General features: G+C 46.7%; 18 protein-coding genes. 2 read left to right on the forward strand and 16 right to left on the reverse strand.

All coding sequences use genetic code 11. The features are described 5' to 3' along the window. Positions 1 to 116 precede the first annotated feature (116 nt). Positions 117 to 1,031: an AEC family transporter gene (locus ACESON_RS02535; protein WP_177958710.1), complete on the reverse strand. Its 915-nt coding sequence runs from the start codon at positions 1,029 to 1,031 to the stop codon at positions 117 to 119. A 273-nt stretch (positions 1,032 to 1,304) separates the two neighbouring features. On the opposite strand from ACESON_RS02535, the gene ACESON_RS02540 reads away from it, so the two are divergent. Then, entirely contained in the window at positions 1,305 to 2,126 is an 822-nt protein-coding gene (locus ACESON_RS02540) for a hypothetical protein (RefSeq protein WP_177958711.1), read from the forward strand. Between the two features lie 124 nt (positions 2,127 to 2,250). Here the strand turns inward: ACESON_RS02540 and ACESON_RS02545 are convergent, their stop codons facing one another. Continuing rightward, a complete protein-coding gene (locus ACESON_RS02545; protein WP_177958712.1) occupies positions 2,251 to 3,564 on the reverse strand; it encodes an amidohydrolase in 1,314 nt (437 codons plus the stop codon). Between the two features lie 208 nt (positions 3,565 to 3,772). Between ACESON_RS02545 and ACESON_RS02550 the strand changes: the two genes are divergently transcribed. Next, on the forward strand, positions 3,773 to 4,690 hold the full coding sequence (locus tag ACESON_RS02550; protein WP_177958713.1) for a PfkB family carbohydrate kinase: 918 nt from the start codon (positions 3,773 to 3,775) through the stop codon (positions 4,688 to 4,690). Between the two features lie 104 nt (positions 4,691 to 4,794). Here ACESON_RS02550 and ACESON_RS02555 read toward each other — a convergent pair whose 3' ends face one another. From ACESON_RS02555 to ACESON_RS02620, 14 genes are all read right to left on the reverse strand, one after another. Continuing rightward, entirely contained in the window at positions 4,795 to 5,574 is a 780-nt protein-coding gene (locus tag ACESON_RS02555; RefSeq protein ID WP_177958714.1) for an ABC transporter permease subunit, read from the reverse strand. A gap of 39 nt (positions 5,575 to 5,613) precedes the next feature. Continuing rightward, entirely contained in the window at positions 5,614 to 6,780 is a 1,167-nt protein-coding gene (locus tag ACESON_RS02560) for an extracellular solute-binding protein (protein ID WP_177958715.1), read from the reverse strand. Between the two features lie 18 nt (positions 6,781 to 6,798). Next, positions 6,799 to 7,830 carry an ABC transporter ATP-binding protein gene (locus ACESON_RS02565; protein WP_373108367.1) on the reverse strand — a complete coding sequence of 344 codons (1,032 nt, stop codon included), beginning with the start codon at positions 7,828 to 7,830 and terminating at the stop codon, positions 6,799 to 6,801. A 29-nt stretch (positions 7,831 to 7,859) separates the two neighbouring features. After that, positions 7,860 to 8,693 carry an ABC transporter permease gene (locus ACESON_RS02570; protein WP_373108368.1) on the reverse strand — a complete coding sequence of 278 codons (834 nt, stop codon included), beginning with the start codon at positions 8,691 to 8,693 and terminating at the stop codon, positions 7,860 to 7,862. A 319-nt stretch (positions 8,694 to 9,012) separates the two neighbouring features. After that, a complete protein-coding gene (locus ACESON_RS02575; protein ID WP_177960090.1) occupies positions 9,013 to 10,329 on the reverse strand; it encodes an amidohydrolase family protein in 1,317 nt (438 codons plus the stop codon). Between the two features lie 24 nt (positions 10,330 to 10,353). Beyond that, positions 10,354 to 11,610, reverse strand: coding sequence for a chloride channel protein (locus ACESON_RS02580; protein WP_177960091.1), 1,257 nt, complete (start codon positions 11,608 to 11,610; stop codon positions 10,354 to 10,356). A 32-nt stretch (positions 11,611 to 11,642) separates the two neighbouring features. After that, a complete protein-coding gene (gene ilvA / locus ACESON_RS02585) occupies positions 11,643 to 12,917 on the reverse strand; it encodes a threonine ammonia-lyase (protein ID WP_373108370.1) in 1,275 nt (424 codons plus the stop codon). Between the two features lie 36 nt (positions 12,918 to 12,953). Further along, positions 12,954 to 13,889, reverse strand: coding sequence for a signal recognition particle-docking protein FtsY (gene ftsY / locus ACESON_RS02590; RefSeq protein WP_373108372.1), 936 nt, complete (start codon positions 13,887 to 13,889; stop codon positions 12,954 to 12,956). Between the two features lie 101 nt (positions 13,890 to 13,990). Beyond that, entirely contained in the window at positions 13,991 to 17,551 is a 3,561-nt protein-coding gene (gene smc, locus ACESON_RS02595; protein ID WP_373108373.1) for a chromosome segregation protein SMC, read from the reverse strand. Beyond that, on the reverse strand, positions 17,542 to 18,237 hold the full coding sequence (gene rnc / locus ACESON_RS02600) for a ribonuclease III (protein WP_177960126.1): 696 nt from the start codon (positions 18,235 to 18,237) through the stop codon (positions 17,542 to 17,544). Before rnc ends, smc begins: the two co-directional genes overlap by 10 nt. A 132-nt stretch (positions 18,238 to 18,369) precedes the next feature. Then, a complete protein-coding gene (gene acpP / locus ACESON_RS02605; protein ID WP_177960094.1) occupies positions 18,370 to 18,600 on the reverse strand; it encodes an acyl carrier protein in 231 nt (76 codons plus the stop codon). Between the two features lie 20 nt (positions 18,601 to 18,620). After that, positions 18,621 to 19,634: a phosphate acyltransferase PlsX gene (gene plsX / locus ACESON_RS02610; RefSeq protein ID WP_373108374.1), complete on the reverse strand. Its 1,014-nt coding sequence runs from the start codon at positions 19,632 to 19,634 to the stop codon at positions 18,621 to 18,623. A 228-nt stretch (positions 19,635 to 19,862) separates the two neighbouring features. Beyond that, positions 19,863 to 21,017, reverse strand: a complete 1,155-nt coding sequence (locus tag ACESON_RS02615) for a ketose-bisphosphate aldolase (protein ID WP_177960096.1) — start codon at positions 21,015 to 21,017, stop codon at positions 19,863 to 19,865. A 59-nt stretch (positions 21,018 to 21,076) separates the two neighbouring features. Further along, positions 21,077 to 22,528, reverse strand: coding sequence for a lactate racemase domain-containing protein (locus ACESON_RS02620; RefSeq protein WP_177960097.1), 1,452 nt, complete (start codon positions 22,526 to 22,528; stop codon positions 21,077 to 21,079). Positions 22,529 to 22,554: the final 26 nt, after the last annotated feature.

Raw genomic sequence — 22,554 nt, forward strand, 5'->3', positions numbered from 1 at the left:
GTACTTTACCTAAATTCCGTTACAGTATACCATAAATCACCGGGCTTGACGAGGCAGGTATGTGAAAAAAATATGAAAAATTATGAATTTTCTATTACAAAATGAAAGCATGTCTCTCAAAAATTTAAAATCATACACCAGCATGGCACAGTCAGCATAGAAAGCAGAGTGGAAAGAACCACACATCTCACAGCAAAAACCTCATCCTTGTGATACTTTGAAGCCATAACAGCAGTAACACTGGCAGCCGGCATTCCGGAAAGAACTACCGATACCCCTGTCACAAGTCCGTCAATTCCCCAGATCCGGCAGCCGCAAAATACAAGAAACGGTACAAACACAAGACGCACAAAAGAATAATACAGTGTTGCTCCATCTGCCAGCGAGGAAAGAGGCACCTCTGCCAGAATGGTTCCCACCAGCATCATAGCCAGAAAGGTATTGGCTCCTGCCACCTGCTTGATCGTCAGATTCACAAATCCGGGAAGCGGAATCTGAAAAATCATCAAAAGAAATCCAATAACCACTGCTACAATACAGGGATGGGTTGCTACTTTTTTTATCAGAGTCTTCTTATCCGGCGCCTCTGTAAAATAAGTAAGACCGACAGACCACATGAAAATTCGCTGCGGGATCACATAAATAGAAGCATATAAAAGTCCCAGACCACCGAAAATCCCTTCAGCAATCGGATTGCCAAGAACGCCTGCATTGGAGCAAATTGTTGCATACTGAAGAACCCGTTTTCGTTCATCGCCAAATCCAGGATAGAGAACCATCCCCAGCATATAGCTTCCCACCTGAATAATCAGAGCTGCCGCTCCAATCACCATGCAGCTTTTCAGAATCTCTCCGTTAAATTCAATCTGGAAGGATTTCAGTATACTGGCAGGAAGCGTTACATCAATAACCAGATCTGTCAGAAGTTTTTTTCCCTCTGCTCCCACAATTTTCTTTTTCCGGAGAAAAAGCCCCAGTATCATAATAGAAAAAAGCATTCCCTGCATTTCAAACAAACCTTTAAAATCCATAACCTCTTACTTCCCCTCTCCTCTGCTGTTCTGCCGAAATATGTATATTGTAATACCATTCAGCGGCTCCGTCAAATGTCAGTTTTCTATTCTGTTCCGAAATTTTAGAAAAATTTTTGTTTTTTACGAAAAAATAGTTCAAAAATTTAATAAAAAATCAATGGTATTTTCCAAAGCTTTGTAGTACACTTCTGTTATTAATCAAAATCATCCAAAGAAGCTCCTTTTCCAGGAACAAGCTGCTTTGGAGACAAAAAGAGGAGTGATTCAATTATGAAGAAAACATTATTACTGGTTACTATTGCAGCCCTTTCCATCAGTGCGGCAGCCTGTTCCAAAAAGGAGGAAACAGCGCCTACTACCGCTGAGATTTCATCTGAGGCAGTAACAGAAGCCACCACAGAAGCTGAAACAGAAACAGAGGAAGAAGTGGAGGAAGATTATGTCAGCGGACTGATCACAAAAATTGACGGCAATACCATTACTGTAAAAAATGACAGTGATGAAACAGAAAAGAATTATGATATTTCCAATGCTGAGGTCAATAAGGAGTTCCCTCTTTCTGAAGGCGACTGGGTTGATATTACCTTCCCGGCTGGAAGCACGGAGGATCCGGTTCCGGTTATGATCTTTGATGTTATGGAGTCTGTCATCGGGCAGAATACCGATCCTTCTGCGGAAGGCAAGGTTGTCGATGCATCGGAAGGCACCCTGACTCTGGAAGTAGACGGCGAGCAGTACACCCTGGAAACTGCCAATGCCTATGTGGTTGGTAAAAACGGCATTGAAGTCAACAAGAATGCGACTGTTACCTATCTTGGCGCTTTAGATGATGCCCCCATGGCTCTCAAGGTTGTTATGGAAGACTCTTATGATACTCCAGAGTCTGAGATCAACGCCTTTATCGGAACGGTTGCACAGGTTAACGAAGACGGCGCCGGAATTGTTCTGGAATCAGCAGACGGTGATTTCTTTACCTTTGTCTCTGACAGTATTGACTTTACCGAATATGAGGAGGATCAGACACTCAAGATTACTTACACCGGTACCATCAGTGCAAAAGAGATTCCTGCTGTTGAAGTTACAGCACAGTAAGAAAGACATACAAAGAGCCTGGGACTTTTACCTCCCAGGCTTCTTTTGTTCCCCGATTCATTCGCGGACCGGTTATCCTTTTGTCTGTCCGGTTTATCTACAGGCCAGTCAGGCTCTTCTCTTTTTATTTTTTCATCAAATCATAAACAATCACAGAAAAGGTTTCAATCGCATCTACAAGCACTTTCTCATCAAAATCAAAGGCAGTTGTATGCTGGGCAGATGCCATATCTGTCATAGAACGCATATAAGTTGCCTTTCCTCCATGTGCCTGTACCCGGTTCATCATCAGAGAAATATCCTCACTTCCCCAATTCTGAGCATTTTCACAGCTGCTGACCTTCAGTCTGGGAAGATGCTCTCTGACCATATTGCCAATGTCATAAAGGAAATCCTCGTCACTGTGCTGAGATTCAGAGGAGCCCTGAGATACCATGCGGCAGGTACAACCGAGCATGTCTGCAGAAGCCTGACAGATACGTCTTGCCTGCTCGTCCATGTATTCGTTAATCTCTGTCGTTTCCCCACGAACCTCGATCTGAATCATGGCAGAGTCAGGAATCACATTTCTGCCGGTTCCGCCCTGAATCATCCCTACGTTTACTCTTGTGATTCCGCCGGAATGGCGGGGAATTGCTGTCAGATTCAATACAGCATTGGCTGCTGCTACAATGGCGCTGTGTCCGTTTTCCGGAAATCCTCCTGCATGAGCAGCCTGTCCCTCAAAATACACATCATATTTGCTTGTAGCCAGAGAGCCCCAGGTACCGGGTGTTACATCTCCGTCATCCGGTCCGCCTGTAGGAGCAATATGAGTTCCTGCAAAATAATCAACATCATCCAGGTGTCCATGAGCCACAATCGCACAGGCTCCTTTTGCTCCCTCCTCTCCTGGCTGAAAAATCAGCTTTACCGTTCCGTGAAGCCCGTCCTTAATTTTCATCAGAACCTCTGCTACACCCAGGCCGATCGCCGCATGTCCATCATGACCGCAGCCGTGCATCATTCCCGGATTCCTGGAAGCAAATCCCTCTGCAAAGGGTCTGTGATTTACATTTTCATCCTCTGTCAGACCAAGAGCATCAATGTCAAAACGGAGAGCTGTCACAGGCCCTTCTCCGCACCGGAGAATTCCAATCACACCGGTAAAGCCCGCTCTCATCTCCTCTGTCAGATATTCTGCCGGAGCCCCCTGCAAAAGAGCTCTTTCTGCATGCTCCTTCAATTCCTCTGAAGAAGGAACTCCCAATCGGCTGGACTCCAGGCATACATCCTTTCCTGTGAGAACCTCATACCCCAGCTCCGTTAAAACCTTTGCAATTACTGCCGATGTTCGCATCTCAAGCCAGGCCGTCTCCGGATACCTGTGAAAATCTCTCCGACGCTCTCTGCTGATTTTATCCAGGGCTTCTGCATATTCGATTATCTTCTGGTACATCGTATTTCCTCCCATGTTCTGTCAGTTTCCATAAAGTCAATGATAACGGTTCAGGACGGATCATCTTCTTATCCGGTTTTCCTGCCGCTCTGAACAGTTACAGTCAATTTTACCATATTCCTTGGGAAAACACAAAAAGAAATTGAACAAGCCAAGAAAAGATCGTATAATGATAAAATAATATTAAATAAGGAGATTATTATCTGCTATGAAACCAGCTTTAATTATTGGCTCCACCTGTCTGGATGTCATCCTTCATATTGATCATCTTCCAAAAACCGAGGAAAATATCCGCCCCACCTCTCAGACTATGGCTCTCGGCGGCTGTGCCTACAATGTTTCCCATATGATGCGGCTGCTTCACGCTCCCCACACCTTTATCAGCCCAGTAGGCGGAGGAACCTACGGCGATTATGTGGCAAAGCAGATGAGACTTCAGGGAATTCCTGTCTCTGTCCATATTCCAGAAGAGGAAAACGGATGCTGCTACTGCCTGGTAGAGGCTTCCGGAGAACGTACCTTCATGTCCTACCACGGAGTAGAATATACCTTCCAGAAATCCTGGATGGAGCCCTATCAGGCTGACTCCTATGGACTGACCTATGTATGCGGCCTGGAAATTGAAGAATCAACCGGAATCAATCTGATTGAATATCTGGAGAGTCATCCCCAGCTTTCTGTGTGCTATGCTCCTGGCCCCCGCGGCGTACTGATTGAACCGGACAAAACAAACCGCATGATGGCGCTTCATCCCATGCTCCATGTGAATGAAGGCGAAGCGGCTGCCCTAAGCGGCTGCAGCGATTACCAGGAAGCTGCCGCTGCTCTTCAGGCTGTGACAAATAATACGGTTATTCTGACCCTTGGAAGCAAAGGCGCCTACTGTCTGGAGCCTGGAAAAGAGGGATATCTGGTACCATCTGTACCGGTCACTGAGGTAAAGGATACCATTGGCGCAGGAGATGCCCATATTGGAACCATTCTTGCCTGCCTGACAAACGATATGCCTCTGGCTGACGCTGTGGCCTACGCAAACCGTGTTTCTGCTGCTGTTGTAGGAATCACAGGCTCTTCTCTTCCCCCCGAGCTGCTTCCTCCTCTTCTCAAAAAGGAAACTCAGGAATAAGCTCTGATACAACTTTTATACACAAAAAGCCGCTGCTCTCAAATGAAATCGAAAGCAGCGGCCTTTCTTTTCTATGACCACGTCACAGGAACTCCTTTTCAAGCCTATACAACACTCTTCAGTCCAAGCGTTTTCTCAATAACCAGCATAACCCCCAGAGTAATTACCATCAAAAGACTTGCCAGAGCGGCAATCGTCGGATCAAAATGGTACTCTACATAAGCCATCATCTCAATCGGCAGTACTGTAACTCCAGCGCTTGTCAGGAAGGCTGACAGAGATACGTTGTTGAAAGAGTTAATGATCGCCATGATGCATGCGGATACAATACCGGACTTGATATTCGGCAGTAAAATATGGAAAAAGGTATAAACATTTCCCGCTCCCAGAATTCTTGCAGCCTCCTCCATGGAAAAATCAAAGTTAGCCAGACTGGAGGTTACCACCCGCATAACATAGGGAATGGACAGAATCGTATGTCCAATCAGCAGGCTGGGCAGAGCCGGAAGCTTAAACCGGTTGGTTACATAGCGGAGCATAACAAAACCAAGTACAATCACCGGAATCAGCACCGGAGAAAGGAAAAGTCCTTTGATAAACTCTTTTCCCCTAAAGCGGTAGCGGTTCAAAGCATAGGCCGCAGGAAGTCCCAGAATCAGAGCAAGGAAGGTAGCGGCAAATGCAATAATGATACTGTATTTTGCTGCGCTTCCGAAGGTTTTTACCTTCAGAATCTGCGCATACCACTTGAGGGTAAAGCCCTCGCCCGGGAATTTCAGGTATGTGGTATCACTGAAGGAGGCCGCCATAATGACAAGAAGAGGCCCAATCAGGAAAATATATACCAGCACAGTAACAAGAAACAGTGATTTACTCTTTTTCATGAATGACTCCTTTTATTGGTTCAGATTCGGAATGCCGGATTACTGTACAGAGAACAGCTCATTCCATCTGGCGGTCCAGTCAGCCTTGTTGGCATTGATAACAGACCAGTCAGGAAGCAGCAGACCGTCGATCATTTCTTTTCCATAGGTAAAGTTTGCAGCCTGCTCTTCTGTCAGCTCTACATCCATGCGGACAGGAGAATCAACGCCGTCTAATGCTTCAGCCAGCTGAACTTCCTTGGAAATGTAGAAATCGATAAATGCCATAGCCAGATCCTTATTCTCACAGCCCTTAACAATATTCAGAGTATTGTATCCGCTGTAGTTTCCTTCAGAAGGATCTACCCAGACATAATCCTCAGAAGCAGCCTTTGCTGCAGTGTAGGAGAAGTCCAGAAGAACAGCAACGGAAATCTCGCCCTGATTCAGCATCGTGATGGTATCATTTGCGCTGGTGTAGGTCTTCATAACATTCGGCTTTAACTCTTCCATCTTTGCAAAGATTGCGTCATCGTCTGTTCCGGGAGTAAGTCCCTCCATCTTTGCTACAGCGTAGTAAAACAGCGGGCCAGAGGTAGTAGTAATATCCGGGATTGCAATAGAATCCTCCAGTTCCGGATTCCACAGATCTGCCCAGGAGGTAATCTCAATGGGGCAGGTAGCCTTGTCATACACAATACCAAGACGGTTAAAGGTGTAAGCAGGACCGTACTCCTCGCCAAAAGGTGCTTTTGCATTGTCATACAGAGCATCTCTGTTGGTTAAGGTGCTGTAATCAGCCTTTTCCAGAAGATCCGCATCAATCAGGTCTGCCACGAAAGCATCACCGATAATCACAACATCATAGTTTTCCGGAGTTTCTTTGATCTTGGTTACACGCTCTGCATTCTTTCCGCCTTCTACAATCAGCTTGCAGCCGGTTGCTTCCATAAAGGGATCGTAAACATTCTTCTGAAGCAGCTCTGCATTAAAGGAAAAGGTAGAAACACTCAGCTCCTGTCCTTCAAAATTGCCAAGAGCGGCAGCCTCACCCTCTGCAGCCTCACCCTCTGCAGCCTCGCTCTCAGCGCCTTCTGCAGCAGCCGTAGTCTCAGTCTTAGCAGCTGTGGTTTCTGGAGCCTTTGTCTCTTCCGGAGCTCCTCCGCAGCCTGCCAGTGCAGCTGCCATAGACGCAGCCAGTACAACACTCAATACTTTCTTTTTCATAATATCTCTCCTTTGCCATTACAGTAAAATAATTTTATTGGGAGTCAGAGACAGGGTAACCTGATCTCCAACGCCGTAAACGCATTCCTGATCTGTGCTGACCTCCAGCTCGCCGATAGCCGTCCGTACATTGTACTGATGGCGTTTGCCGAGGAAGGTGCTTACTACAATTTCACCGGACAGGGGATTCACCGCGCTCTCTCCTTCCGGGACAATCTGAATGTCCTCCGGACGGATACATGCCTTAAACTGCTCTCCATCCTTTTTCTCCGTAACCTGAATCCGGGTTCCGTCCTCAGCCAGATAATTTTCTCCGTCTTTTTTCAGGTTCAGGAAATTTTCAAAGCCTACGAAACGGGCAATAAATTCTGTCTTTGGATGATTGTAAATAGCAGATGGGGTATCCATCTGTTCAATCACGCCGTGGTTCATAATTGCAACCTTGTCAGAAATAGCAAAGCATTCTTCCTGATCATGGGTTACATAGATTGCCGTAAATCCGAATTTCTGCTGCAGGCGGCGGATCTCGACTCTCATTTTTACACGGAGCTTGGCATCCAGATTAGACAGGGGCTCGTCAAGAAGAAGCAGATCCGGCTTAATCACCAGAGCTCTCGCCAGAGCCACTCGCTGTCTCTGTCCGCCTGACATTTCCTTGGGAAACCTGTTTTCAAAGCCTTTCAGATCCACAGTCTCCAGCATCTCCAGCACTTCCTTACGAATCTGCTTCTGCGGAAGATTGCGCATCTTCAATCCAAATGCCACATTATCAAAAACAGTCATGTGGGGGAACAGGGCATAACTCTGAAATACAAAGCCAAAATTCCGCTTGTTCAGAGGAACCTGGGTATAATCCTTGTCGTCAAAGATAAATTTTCCCTCCATGGGAGTGGAAAAACCTGCAATCAGACGCAGAGTAGTGGTTTTTCCGCATCCGCTGGAACCAAGTAAAGAAACCAGCTCTCCTTTTTCTACCTGAAAGTTTAAATCCTTCAGAATCACGTTTTTGTCATAACCTGCAGTAATATTCTGCAATTCCAACAGTGCCATACTTTTCTCCTTTATCCTCTCTACAACGGTCAGACCGTCGGGTTCAGTTTTTTACTGATTGCTGTGATGCCGCTGGAAACCAGCATGGTCACCACAATCATAACTACAGCCACTACGGAAGCCTGAGTCCAGTCACCCAGAGACATGGCCTGCTGATAAATCATGGTAGCAAGCACACGAGTGTCGGTTCCACCCAGAAGCTGCGGGGTGGTGTAGGCTGTCAGACAGCCGGTAAATACCAGAACGCTTCCCGTTACCAGACCGGGAATACTTAACGGAAGAATTACATGGCGGAATGTACTGGCTCTGGATGCCCCAAGACTTCCGGCTGCCAGATTCAGATCCTCGGAAATATTGTCCATAATTCCAATCAGTGAGAGAATCATCAGAGGCAGGAACAGCTGAATAAAGCCTACCACCATAGAAAATTCGTTGTACAGAAGACTAATTGGCTTGTCTACAATTCCGCTGCTGACCAGAAGATTATTGACAAAGCCCTTCTTTCCAAGGATAACCATCCAGCTGAAGGAACGGATAACCGGACTGGTAAACATGGGGAATACGGCCAGAGCCATCAGCATTCCCTTGTTCTTGGAATATTTGGAAATATAATACGCTGTAGGGAATCCCAGAAGCGCACATGCCACTGTACTGATAAGACTCAGACGGATACTTCTCCAGAAAACCTGTTTAAAGTAGGTGCTTTCCAGAAGACTGAAATATCCTCTCAGGCTAAACCCGCCCGCTTCATCAAAAAATGTCGTCAAAATCAACGAAAACAGCGGAATCAGCATAAATACAGCCAGAAACAGGCAGCCGGGAAGAATAAACAGCCAGTAAATCTTTGTTTTTTTCTCAAGCACGGTTCTACCAACCTTTCTTTCTCAATCTTTTGCTGTTGCAAGAGGCGATATTACGGCAAAAACACTCCTTTCTGCAACATAAAAACTGTGACAGAAAAAAGGGACTTGCATTTATAAGTCGAATACCCACTCATTAATCAGTCCCTCTAATAAATAGCCGAGTCTTTATCAATTCCTCTAATAACGATATTAACATAACATTGAAAAGAACAAATGTCAACCCGATTCGTCAAATTATGTGCATATTTTTATCGCAATTCTGCATAGCTTTGACAAAAATCGTACCTTTGTCTGTTTTTTGTCAAAGACTGAAAAACAATCAAAGCACATCCGGATATTTTTCTGCCCGGCTGGCAAATTCGCCCATAGCATCTGACAGCTTCTTTCTCTCAGCTGCCAGATCCGCGCAAAGAAGTCTGTGATTTTTCACCAGGCGTTTTCCATCCACCCATACACTGTCTACATTTGACGCATTTGCAGAGTATACAATAGCAGAGTATACATTGTATATGGGGAACATGTTAACAGACTCTGTTTCCAAAAGAACCAGATCCGCCTTCTTTCCCGGCTCAATAGAGCCAATTTCCTGCTCTGCCCCCAGAACCCTGGCGCCGCCCATCGTTCCCATCTCCACAATATCCACTGCCGGAAAAACGCCGCGGCTGTGGTATTTTGTTTTTTGAGCAGAAGCAATCATCTTAAACTGGGTAAACAGATCCAGCGTATTACCAGAAGACGGCCCATCTGTTCCCACGCCCACACAAACGCCCTGGTTTCTCATATCCAGAACAGGGCAGACACCCTTTCCTCCTTTTGTATTGGCGCCTACACAGTGAGCCACCTTTGTTCCCGTTTCTGCAAACAGAGCAATGTCATGATCGGTTGCGTGGATACAGTGGGCAGCTATGGTTCTGGGGCCAAGGACGCCCAAATCCGCCAGGAATTCAATCGGTGTCTTCTGATACTGCTCCCGGAAAAGCTCCATTTCATAATCCATTTCACTTACATGGAGAGTATAGGGAGCCTCATAGCGGCATGCCAGATCATAGGCTGCCTTCAGCATTTCCGGAGAATTGGTATTGGTAGCATGGGGAGCAGCCATCGGGTGAATCCTGTCGTGGCCGGACCATTTTTTCAAAAGCTCCTCACAGAGGGCAAGTCCTCCGTAGGGCTCTTTGCTGTCACAGGTTTCCATATTAATAACGGTCTCTCCCACCCACGCGCGGATTCCCATTTTTTCACATGCCTGGGCAACCTGATCTTCAAAATAATACATGTCCAATACCGTAGTCACACCAGACAGCAAAAGCTCGCAGACTGCATACCGGGCGCTTAAATAAATAAGCTCCGGAGTCATGGCCTCCAGCTCCAGAGGAAACAGAAACCGCCTCAGACGATCAGGACAGTCATCTCCCATGGAGCGAAACGGAATCATGGAAATATGGCTGTGTACATTGACCATACCAGGCATCAGGATTCCGCCTTTGCCATCTACAACACAGTCCGCATCCTTCGGCCCCTCTCCTTCTCCCGTTTCCAGGATCGTATTCCCTTCCATTACCACATATCCGTCTTTATAAATGTGTTTCTCCGAATCCATGGTAAGAATAGTTGCATGATTGATTACGGTTCGCATACAAGTCCTCCGTTTATTATGTTTTTAATGAGATTTTCTGTTAATATATTCTGCCCTTGTTTTGGAATAAATAAATTTCTGGCTGCTGTAAAGCCCATAGTATCCAGAAAGCGTAAAACACACTCCCACTGCCAAGGCATAATAAGGCATGGCTTCAAATCCAAACATTTCAAAAGCCAGAAACATGGTGCTTACAGGGCAGTTTGTTACACTGACAAACAGACAGGCCATGCCCATTGCCGTGCACAGACCAGCCGGGGCATGAAGAATGGTTCCGGCTGTACAGCCGAATACCGCGCCTACGCAAAGGGTCGGAACAATTTCCCCGCCCTTAAATCCGGCCCCCAGCGCTACTGCTGTAAACAAAATTTTCAGAAGAAATGCATACATGGGAACAGCTTCCCCCTCAAAGCAGCGCTCAATCAGAGCCATACCGCTTCCATTATATGTCCTATCTGAAAATATCAATGTCAGAAGAATAAAAATTCCGCTTCCAGCCAGAATCCGCAGAAACGGATTTGGAAGATATTTCCGGTACAGATGGCCGCTTTTATGAAGGCTGATACAAAGAACAATTCCTACGCAGGCACAGAGAATACCGAAAAATATGGACAGGGCTGCTCCATACAAACCGAATTCCGGAATCTGTCCCACAGAAAAGGCCTCTGCCTTCAGTCCGAAGCGAGAAGACAGAGCCGCTCCGAGAAAAGCGGAAAATACACAGGGAACCAGGGCCGCATAGTACATGACACCAATGCTGATTACCTCCATGGCAAAGACAGCAGCTGCCAGCGGTGTCCCAAAAAGAGCTGCAAAGCCTGCGCTCATTCCACACATAACCGCTACCTTTTTATCCTTTTCATCCAGCTTCATCACTTTGCCGATCAGGTTTCCCAGACTTCCTCCCAGCTGAAGGGCTGCCCCTTCCCGCCCCAGAGAAGCACTGACACAGTGACTCAGTATCGTAGAAATAAAAATCAGCGGCGCAGTAGCAAAGGTTACCTCTTCATTGGCAGAAACAGCTTCAATCACCATGTCCGTTCCACGATTTTTTTCTTCCCGGCAAGCACGATACAGCCAGACAATCAGAAGACCTGCTGCCGGCATGAGAAAAACCGTCCAATGGTAACGATTCCACACCCGGGTTGCCCAGGCTACGCCGTGTCCAAATACCGTTCCTATTGCGCCTACAGTAAGGCCAATCACAACGGAAATCAGGGTCCATTTGATAAAATAATGTATATTCAACGCCAACGGCGCAGTCCTAGCATCCTCGCTCATCCCAGATACCCCCATTTTTCCTTACAGCAGAATCAGTCACTGTACACGCCCTTGGATTTTACAAGCTTGGGGCGGTATCCCGCATCATTTAAGGCCTGAACAATTCTGTTTTTATGTTCCGTACCCTCTGCCTCCAGAGTAATCCGAAGCTCCACAGCTGCATTTCTGTTAATGCTGATAAACTGATTGTGTTCCAGCTTAATCACATTTCCTTTCTCCTCCGCCAGAAGTGAGGAAACCTTTGCCAGCTCACCGGGCTTATCCGGAAGCAGTACGGATACGGTAAAGATACGATCTCTCTGGATGAGTCCATGCTGAACAACCGAGGACATGGTAATCACATCCATATTGCCGCCGCTTAAAATAGATACAATTTTTTTCTTTTTCACATCCAGGTGCTTCAGTGCTGCCACTGTGAGAAGTCCGGAATTCTCTACGATCATTTTATGGTTCTCAACCATATCCAGGAATGCAACAATCAGCTCGGAATCCTCTACCGTAATGATTTCGTCCACATTCTGCTGAATATAAGGGAACAGCTTTTCACCGGGGCGTTTCACCGCCGTACCATCTGCAATGGTATTTACGTCAGAAAGCGCTACTACATGACCGGCTTTTAAGGATTCCTGCATGCAGTTGGCTTCTGCCGGCTCTACGCCGATAACCCGGATCTTCGGATTCAGGAGCTTGGCAAGGGTGGAAACACCTGTGCAAAGTCCGCCTCCTCCAATAGGAACCAGAATGTAGTCTACTGTGGGAAGCTCCTTAATGATTTCCATGGCAATGGTTCCCTGACCTGTTGCCACATCCAGATCATCAAAGGGATGCACAAAGGTATATCCATTTTCACTTGCCAGCTGATAAGCATAGGCACAGGCCTCGTCAAAAACATTGCCGTGCAGAATTACCTCTGCCCCATAGTTTCTGGTGCGGTTTACTTTAATTAAAGGCGTGGTTGTGGGCATTACGATAACAGCGCGGATTCCGGCCAGCTTGGCGGCATAGGCCACACCCTGGGCATGATTTCCCGCAGAGGCAGTGATCAGTCCCCGTTTCTTTTCCTCCTCTGAAAGCGTACTGATTTTGTAATAAGCGCCCCGCACCTTATATGCGCCGGTATACTGCATATTTTCCGGTTTGAAATAAACCTTATTTCCTGTAATCGATGAATAATATTCACTGAAAACCAGCTTCGTCTCCTGAGTAACCTTTTTTACCTCTTCTGTGGCATCCTCAAATTTCTCCAGAGTCATTTTTTCTTCATCCTGTCCGTTCTCTAAAAGCTCCATATTCTCTGTATTTTCCATAACTTTTGTCCTCTCTCCCTCTGTCCTTTATTTCTATCAGTCCTGCTTTACATCAAACAGGGCATTAACAAAATCTGTAGAATTGAATTTCTGCAGATCGTCAATCTTTTCTCCCACACCGACATATTTAACCGGAAGCCCCAGCTCTGCCTGAATCGCAACTGCAATTCCGCCCTTCGCCGTTCCATCCAGCTTTGTCAGAATAATGCCTGTAATATCAGCAACCTCCATAAACTGCTTCGCCTGAACCAGAGCATTCTGTCCTGTTGTTCCATCCAGCACCACCAGGGTTTCCCGGTAGGCATCCGGATATTCCTTTTCAATAATCCGGTTGATCTTGCGCAGCTCCTCCATCAGGTTTTTCTTATTATGAAGCCGTCCGGCTGTATCGCAGATCAAAACATCTGCTTTCCGGGATTTGGCTGCTGCCACAGCATCATAGATAACGGCCGCCGGATCAGAGCCCTCCTGCTGTGCAATAATCTCCACACCAGCCCGGTTTGCCCACTCGGTCAGCTGTTCAATCGCTGCTGCACGGAAGGTATCGGCTGCTGCAAGAACCACCTTTTTGCCTTCGTCCTTCAGCTGTCCGGCCAACTTTCCTACAGAAGTAGTTTTTCCCACTCCATTTACGCCGATTACCAGAACAACAGACTGACGGTTTTCAAATTCATAGGCATTTTCTCCTAAATCCATCTGGCTTCGGATGGAATCAATCAGAAGCTGCTTGCACTGGGACGGATCCTTAATATGCTGCTCCTTTACCTTTTTTCTCAGATCCTCCATAATCGTCATCGTTGTCTGGATTCCGATATCTCCCATAATCAGAGTTTCTTCCAATTCCTCAAAAAAATCATCGTCAATGGCTGAAAAACCGCTGAAAATAGAGTCAATCCCTGATACAATATTTTCTCTTGTCTTATTCAGTCCCTCTACCAGCCGGCTGAAAAACCCCTTCTTCTTCTCTTCCATGTCGTTCTCCTTCCTATTCCCCTCCGGCATGCTGACCGGCGTATTTTCTGCGTTGTCCGCAGTTTGATTCATCCAGCTTTTTCTGTTTTACTTACCTATTCTCACTCGTCCAGCTGATCCTCAATTAAATTAACAGATACCAGGGTGGATACTCCTTTTTCCTGCATGGTAATTCCGTACAGCCGATCAGAAGCCACCATAGTGCCTCTTCGGTGCGTGATAACGATAAACTGTGTATTTTTTGTCAGCTTGTGAAGATATCCAGCATACCGATCTACATTGGAATCATCCAGAGCCGCTTCAATCTCGTCCAACAGACAAAAGGGTGACGGCTTCAGATTCTGAATCGCAAACAGCAGAGAAATTGCTGTCAGAGCCTTTTCTCCACCGGAAAGCTGCATCATATTCTGCAGCTTTTTGCCCGGCGGCTGGGCAATAATCTGAATCCCTGCTTCCAGAATATCTTCATCCTCCTGCAAATCCAGAGTTCCGTGTCCGCCCCCAAACAATTCCCGAAATACCCGGTCAAATTCCTGTCGGATTTCCCGGAATTTTTCCTGAAACTGTCGGCGCATTCCTGTATCCAGCTCCTCAATAATCTGCAGCAGCGCAGCCTCCGCCTGAACCAGATCTTCGTGCTGGTTTTTCATAAACTCATACCGCTCAGAAATCTCACGATAATCCTCAATGGCATTTACGTTCACATTGCCCAATGCACGAATGGAAGCTTTTAACTGCTCAATACCCTTTCTGACATCCGTCAGAACTGTAAGCTCCGGGTTTTTCAGAGGAAGGGCTGTACTGTAAGTCAGCTCATACTCATTCCACATATAATTGATCTGACTTTCCTGTTTTTCCTCCAGCTTTTCCTTCTGTCCCTGAATCCGGTACAGCTCCTTATCCAGCTGGCCTGTCCGCTCAGACAGCTCCTCTCTCCGGCTGAAAAATGCCTTCTGACGGCTGGCCTTTTCTTCCTTTAATGAACTGCGGCTTTTTACGCTGTTCTCCAGCTGTTCTTTTTCTTCCTCTGCATGAACGATTTCTTCCTTTAAGCGTTCGATCTCCTTCTGTCTTGCAGATACCGCCTCTCCGGAGGCAGAGCTTCCAGCTTCCAGCTCTTCTTTCTCCTCCTTGAGCTTCTTAAGTTCCGTTTCAACGCGGCGGATATTCTCCTTTACAAAATCAACCTTTTGTTTCAGGGCGGCAGCTTCCAGGCGGATTTCCTCCAATCCCCTTGCGGCCTCTTCCCTGTTTTTCCGATCCTCGTCCATCCAGACAGCCATCTGTTCAATCTGGCTGTTGGTTTCCTCATTCTGGGCAGTCAGCTGCGTAGCAGCCTGCTCCAGCTTCTTTTTTGTTTCCTCAATTTCCCGCAGCTGAGCTTCCAGCTGCCTGTTTTCCAGATTCAGATCCTGATAGGATTCCCGAATCTCCTCCTTTTTATCCTCCAGCTGGCTGACGCTCATCTGATGGGTATTCTGTACCAGAGAAACCTGATGGCGCCGGTTCTTCAATTCCTCCAGCTCCTCATGCTTCTCTGTCATCAGCCCCTCATTAAGCTTTTGTTCTTTTTCAATACTGTCAGCTGCAGACAGTGCCTTCTTGCAGACTGCCTCCAGTTCTTCAATCTCCCTCTTTCTTCCCAGGAGATTGCTGGAATTTTTAAATGCGCCGCCGGTCATGGATCCGCCTGCACTTAAAAGCTCTCCCTCCAGCGTAACAATCCGCAGCGTATATTTATACTTTTTTGCCAGGGAAATGGCGTGATCAATGGTATCTGCCACGACCACCCTGCCTAACAGATATTTTGCCAGAACCTGATATTCCGGTTTTACATGAACCAGCTCACTGGCCAGTCCGATTACTCCCGGCTCCTTTAATGCCTCCGGCCTGGAAAAACCACTTCCGCCTCCGATGCTGGTCAGCGGGAGAAAGGTTACCCGGCCATAACGATTTTTTTTCAGATATTCAATCAGCTGTTTGGCCGTCTGCTCAGAATCGGTTACCACATTCTGAATACTTCCGCCCAAAGCAGTTTCGATGGCTGTTTCGTATTCCTTCTCTGTAGTCACCAGATCTGCCACAACACCACGAATTCCGTGAATCCGATCCCGGACCTCCATCACTCGTCGAATACTGTTTCCATAGCCTTCATACCTCTCTGCCAGATTGCGCAGAGACTCCAGCCTTGTGGAAGCTGTGTGGTATTCATGCTGCTGGTCATTTAGATTTTTTGTCAGGCGCCGCTGCTCCTGTTCATAGAAAGCCAGCTGCTCCTCACATTCTGTCTGGGCAGATGCCAGCGCCTCCTGCTCCTCCTGAGCCTTTGCCAGCTTCTTTAATGCCTCCTGAAGCTGTTCATCCTGAACAGACTCATCACTTTTGAACTTGAGAATTTTCTGAGCTACCTCAGAGCGCCTTACCTGAACCTGCTCCAGCATAGTTTCATACCGCTGCTGCTTTGCAGTGAGAGACGCTTTTTCATTCAGCCCGGCAATAATACTGCTTTTTGCCTCCTCCAGCTTCTGATCCAAAAGCATCAGCTGCTCATCCCTGTGCATCAGTCCGGCCTCAGCTTCCTCCTGACGCTTCCGGCTTATCTCCTCCTCAGAAGCGATTCCTGCGTGTTCCTCCCGGTACAGGGCAATCTGGCTACTTTTTTCCTCCGCATCCTGGGCAATCGCCTGAATCCGGGAACGAATATGCTCTGCATGCATCCGTTCACTGTTAATCTGCTCACGGATCACATTAATCTGTCCCTCAAGACTTCCTTTGCGCATTTCCGCCTGGCTTAATTTTCCCCGCTCCTCAAGAATCTCTGTATCCAATCCGGCAATTTCCTGCTCTAGCTGCTGGTACTCACTCTTTAGTGCCTCTGACTGTTCCATCGTTTCTTTCAGATCTCCGGACACAATTGCCTCTTTTTTCTCCAGTTCTCCCAGCTGACTGCGAAGAACCTCCGCTTCCATCAGAAACAGGTTTACATCATAAGTCTTCAGTTCCTCCTTCAGACTTAAATATTTTCTTGCCGTTTCTGACTGGCGGGCAAGAGGGCCTACCTGCTTTTCCAGCTCTGTAAGAATATCTGTCACCCGGACCAGATTCTGCTTCTCGTCCTCCAGCTTTTTCTGGGCGATGGCCTTGCGCCGTTTGAATTTCACAATCCCGGCGGCCTCGTCAAACAGCTCCCGCCGTTCCTCTGGCTTACCGCTTAGAATCTTATCAATCTGACCCTGCCCGATAATAGAATAACCTTCTTTTCCGATTCCGGTATCATAAAACAGCTCGTTAATATCCTTCAGCCTGCATGCACTGCCGTTAATCCGATATTCACTTTCTCCGGAACGATAAAGGCGCCTGGAAACCGTAACCTCATCATAATCAATAGAAAGCTGATGATCCGAGTTATCCAGAGTAATTGCTACATAGGCAAAGCCCTGAGGCTTTCTCATTTCTGTACCGGCAAAAATAACATCCTGCATAGAGCCGCCCCGCAGCTGTTTTACGCGCTGCTCTCCCAGCACCCACCGGACGGCATCTGCAACATTGCTTTTTCCGCTTCCGTTTGGCCCTACAATTCCTGTAATTCCATTGTGAAACTCAAAAAGGATCTTGTTGGCAAAGGACTTAAATCCCTGTATTTCAATACTTTTTAAATACATACCTCTTCCCTCAGCTTCAGAATTCCGCGATAAGCCGCAACAGCTTCTGCAGACTTTTTCGTCCGGCCGCTGCCCCGTCCGATTTCCTTTGTGCCGAGAAGCGCACGAACCTCAAAGGTTTTATTGTGATCCGGCCCCTCCTCCTTTAAAATCTCATACTCCAGAGGTTCCTCGTAGGAAGCCTGCACGATTTCCTGCAGGATAGTCTTGCTATCATAAAAGAGCTGTTTGTGCTCAATATCATTTAATATAAAACGGTGAATGAACTCTTTTGCACTAGCAAAACCACCATCCAGATAGATTGCGCCGATCAGCGCCTCCATGGCATCAGAAACAACAGAATTCCGCTCTCTTCCTCCCGTCGCTTCTTCTCCTTTTCCCAAAAGCAAATAAGAGCCCAGATGAATGTCCGCAGCACAATATGCCAGTGTTGGTTCGCACACAATACTTGCACGGATTTTCGTCAGTTCTCCCTCCGGCTTGTCCGGATACTTGTGATATAAAAAATCGCTGGATACCAGTTCCAGCACAGCGTCTCCCAAAAACTCCAGTCTTTCATTGCACTGTTTTTTTGCCATTCTGTGTTCGTTTGCATAAGAGCTGTGAGTCAGCGCACGGCAAAACAGTTCTTTGTCCCGGAACTCATAGCCGGTAATTTCCTGCAGTTCGTTTAAATCACGATTCATAATTTCCTGCATGCTCCTTCCTATTACAAACAGTGTGCCGGTGCTTTTCCGGAACTCTGTCTTGTGTTCTCTCAGGTATTCAGAAAAGGGGCGCGCAGATATTCTGCGTCAGCCCCTTCGCTTTTAGCAACCTTAGTTCATTGCGTTCTTAATCTGCTCTACAGCATCTCCTACCGTAGCGATCTGCTCGGAAGCCTCAGACGGAATCTCAATGTCAAACGCTTCCTCAATTCCCATGACAATCTGGGCAATATCCAGAGAATCTGCACCCAGATCCTCCACAAAGGAAGTATCCAGAGTAATATCATCCGTCTCCACGTTCATAACCTCTGCAATGATTTCCTGTAACTTTTCAAATTCCATAAATCCCTCTCCTGTCCTTATTATTTTTCTGCCTGTTCTTTGGCATCCAGGCTTTCCTTGATTTTTTCACTAATCCCCTGTTCTTTAAAGGTCACACACTGAATAATGGAATTGCAGACCTCGCCAGCCTTTGCATTTCCATGGGTTTTCACCACAAGGCCTTTCAGTCCCAAAAGGGGCGCTCCGCCATACTGGGAAGCATCAAAACGCTTCAGGGTTTCCTTCAAAGCAGGCTTAACAAGCAAAGCACCCAGCTTGCTCCTAAAGGAGCTCATCATTCCCTTTTTTACCATGCTGATCAGCGTAGCCCCGGTTCCTTCATACAGCTTTAAAATTACATTTCCGGTAAACGCCTCACACACAATTACATCTGCTCCGCCATGAGGGATCTCTCTGGCCTCAATGCTTCCTGTAAAATTCAGATCCTCACATGCCTTTAACAGAGGGAAGGTTTCCTTCACCAGTGCATTGCCCTTTTCCTCTTCCGCGCCGACATTCACAATTCCCACTCTGGGTCTGGTAATACCTATTACATGTTCCATGTAAATAGAACCCATCCGTGCAAACTGAACCAGATGGGACGGTCTGGCGTCCACATTGGCACCGCTGTCAAGAAGAAGGGATACCCCCTTTTCTGTGGGAATCAGCGCACCAAAGGGAGCTCGCTCCACACCCTTGATCCTGCCGACAATCATCTGTCCGCCAACTAAAACCGCTCCGGAATTTCCGGCAGAAACAAAGGCATCTGCCTCACCCTTTTTCACCAGGTTCATTCCTACAACAATAGAAGAATCCTTCTTGCGGCGGATGGCGTTCACCGGAGGCTCATCCGTAGCTATGATCTCTGAGGCAGGGACTATCGTAATCCGGTCCTGGGAGACGCTGTACTTCTCCAGCTCCTTTCTCACCACTTCCTCCTGTCCTGTTAAAAGCACCTGAATATCGCTTCTTTTGGACACTGCATCCACTGCACCCTTTACAATTTCGCCTGGGGCATTGTCGCCTCCCATGGCGTCCACAGCTATCCTAATCATTTACGTATCTCCTTTCCGGTGTCTGCCGGTAACTCTGTTCCTTAACTAATATACTAAATTATGGTATATAAATCAATATATATTTTTACAGCTCCACACGGAACTCATAAAACAGAAAAGCTTATATCAGGACAGATTCTCGAAGAATATTTAATTTCACGAAACAAACTTTTCTGTGAAATTAAACAACCCCGCTCCCACAATCAGGGAGCAGGGCTGTTCGGTCTTTTATTTCATTTTCTTGTAACGTTCTGCCATCTCATCCAGGCTTACCTGCTCAACCAGAGGAGCCTTTCCGAAGGAGCCAAACTGAACAATCAAAGTACCAACAACTTCCCGAACTCCGCGTTCCACGCAATCTACAATTGCTGCAACATCATCATCCGGAATGTTTCCATACATTACGGTATCCATAATCGGAGGAAGGAACACACGAGGATCAAACTGATTCTTCTTGCTTTCCAGCAATTCATAAATAGCACCGATGGAGCTGCTGCTCCGTTTCTCCGGATATTTGGCAAAAAGTTCCTTCATATTGCGGGTAACTGCCAAACGAATATCGGTATCTACGTTGATTTTGCTGATGCCGCAGGGAATAGCACTCTTGAGCTCTTCAATAGAAATACCATAAGTATTCGTCAGTTCGCCGCCCAGACCATTAATCTCGTCTACAATATATTTCGGAACGGTAGAAGAGCCATGGGAAACAAGGGCACCGAATATTCCAAGATGATTCATGCATTCCCGGATTGCAATTGCAATCTCTTTTCTCAGTTTAACATCTTTTCCTTTTGATGCACCATGCATGGTTCCATAAGAAATTGCAAGAGCATCTACACCTGTTTTCTGGAAAAATTCTACTGCATCCAGGGGATTGGTGTAAGTGGAAGACGCAGAAAAAACATGATCCTCTACTCCTGCCAGAACGCCCAGTTCTCCTTCTACACTAACGCCTCTGGCATGCGCATACTTAACAACTTCCCGGGTCAGCTCAATATTTTCCTTAAACGGAAGGGAAGAACCATCAATCATAACAGAGGTATATCCTCCCTCAATCGCCGCCACACAGGAATCAAAGTCTCTTCCATGATCCAGGTGGAGTACAATTGGAATCTCTGAATCAGCACCGTACTTTTTCACTGCATTCGCAATATTTCTAGCACCGATTTTTTTATCTTCCAGTGTTGCATTCATAAAATCTGTTCTTCCGCCCATGAATCCGTTAGCCAGATCCGCGCCCTGAAGAATCGCTGCGGAACGGAACATCTCATGAACCTCGATCGCTGCCTTAGCCTGAGCAACAGCATTTACATTAAATGCGCCCTGACCAAAACCGTATTTCACTGTTGCCTCCAGAAGAGGCCGTAATGGAATTAATGGCATGTTGCTTCTCCTTTCACGACTGCATGCATCAAAAATACGCATAAGCAATTCCCTGTGTCTTAGCCCTGATATACATCATCCTTCATCATCAGATGAACTGCGCCCAGCTTAAAGGTCTGAGGCAGAGCCAGAATGTTGGGGTTCGGTCCTACAAATTTCTTCTTTGCATCCTCCAGAGCCTCTTCAATCGTCGCTCTTGTCTTAAGACCCATTCCTCTTGCGTAGCCCGGCTCCTGAGCGCCGCACAGATAGATAGCAGAGGTGTTCATTTCTGCAATGTGAGCACAGCTAATCATAGAAAAGCCGTGGAACGGATGGAAGGCATTGCAGAAGCGGTATTTGCGGATATATTCCTCATTGGTTGCAAAATACTCACCATACCGGTTCATATCCGGAAGAGTATTCATGTAGTCCTTCTGGAACATATCATACATTTCTCTTAAATACGGCCACAGCTCATCGTGGAAATAGCCGTTGCACAGAGAAGCACAGATAATGACACAATTATCGCTCATAATTCTCTTATGACGGATTACCTGAGCGGAAATCGCCTGCATCAGCATGATGGGGTTCGTTCCCATACCTTCGCCGTAATGGAAGAACTGAGGCATACCAAAAATCATAACATCATACTTTTTCTCTGCCCACGGAACATAGGTACGCTTATCTGCCATAATCCAGGAATGAGGCTGCATTACCTTAGCATAGCCGCTGTTAATCTCAATCTGGCGTGATCTTGTATCCAGAACTGCATCGCAGCAGAAGAATTTCTTGCCCATGCATTTTTCCATGTGCTGTCCAATCTCATCAAATTTAGTACGCATCAGAGACTTGCCGCTTACCGGTGTAAAGTCCTTGCGATGCATAACCTGCGGAACATGATGAGATGCAATGGATCTCCAGTGGGTAATACCTGTTGCACAGTGCTTGTATCCTCCGGAATAACCGCCGTACGGGTTACCCTGTGTATGGCCAATCAGAATTGCCACGTCACTTTCATATACATATTTATTCATCAGTACAGGGTCACCGCGATCGGTAGTTCCCAGATCAACCAGATGATCGTAATCCTCACTGTCATGGTTAATAATCTGATGCGTATACCAGAATTCGTTAAACAGCTCATCACCCAGAACACCGCGGATTTCCTGCTCTGTATTCTTTCTGTGAAGACCGTTTGAGCAAATCAGAAGAATATCCTTCTTTTCTACACCTGCTGCATACAGTTCCTGAAGAATCAGACGAATAGACACCTTTCTGTGAGAGGTCGGCTGCTCGCCTCCCTTTACACGGTCCGGAAAAATAATGGTAACCTTGGAGCCTTTATGAGCCAGCTTGGAAAGCGGCTCCATTCCCATTGGATTGCGGATAGATTCCAGGGTTTTTGCCTCAATCTGATCCTCTGGAATATAAGGCGGATCCGGAACAGTTTCTCCTGGAATAAAAATGTCTGTAGAATCCGGAAGCTCTGCTGTCATCAGGCCATGTCCGTACTCAAATGATACTTTCATATATTACCTCCTTGATTTTGATCGCA

This window comes from Lachnoclostridium sp. Marseille-P6806, from assembly GCF_964238185.1.
GTDB lineage: Bacteria > Bacillota > Clostridia > Lachnospirales > Lachnospiraceae > Brotaphodocola.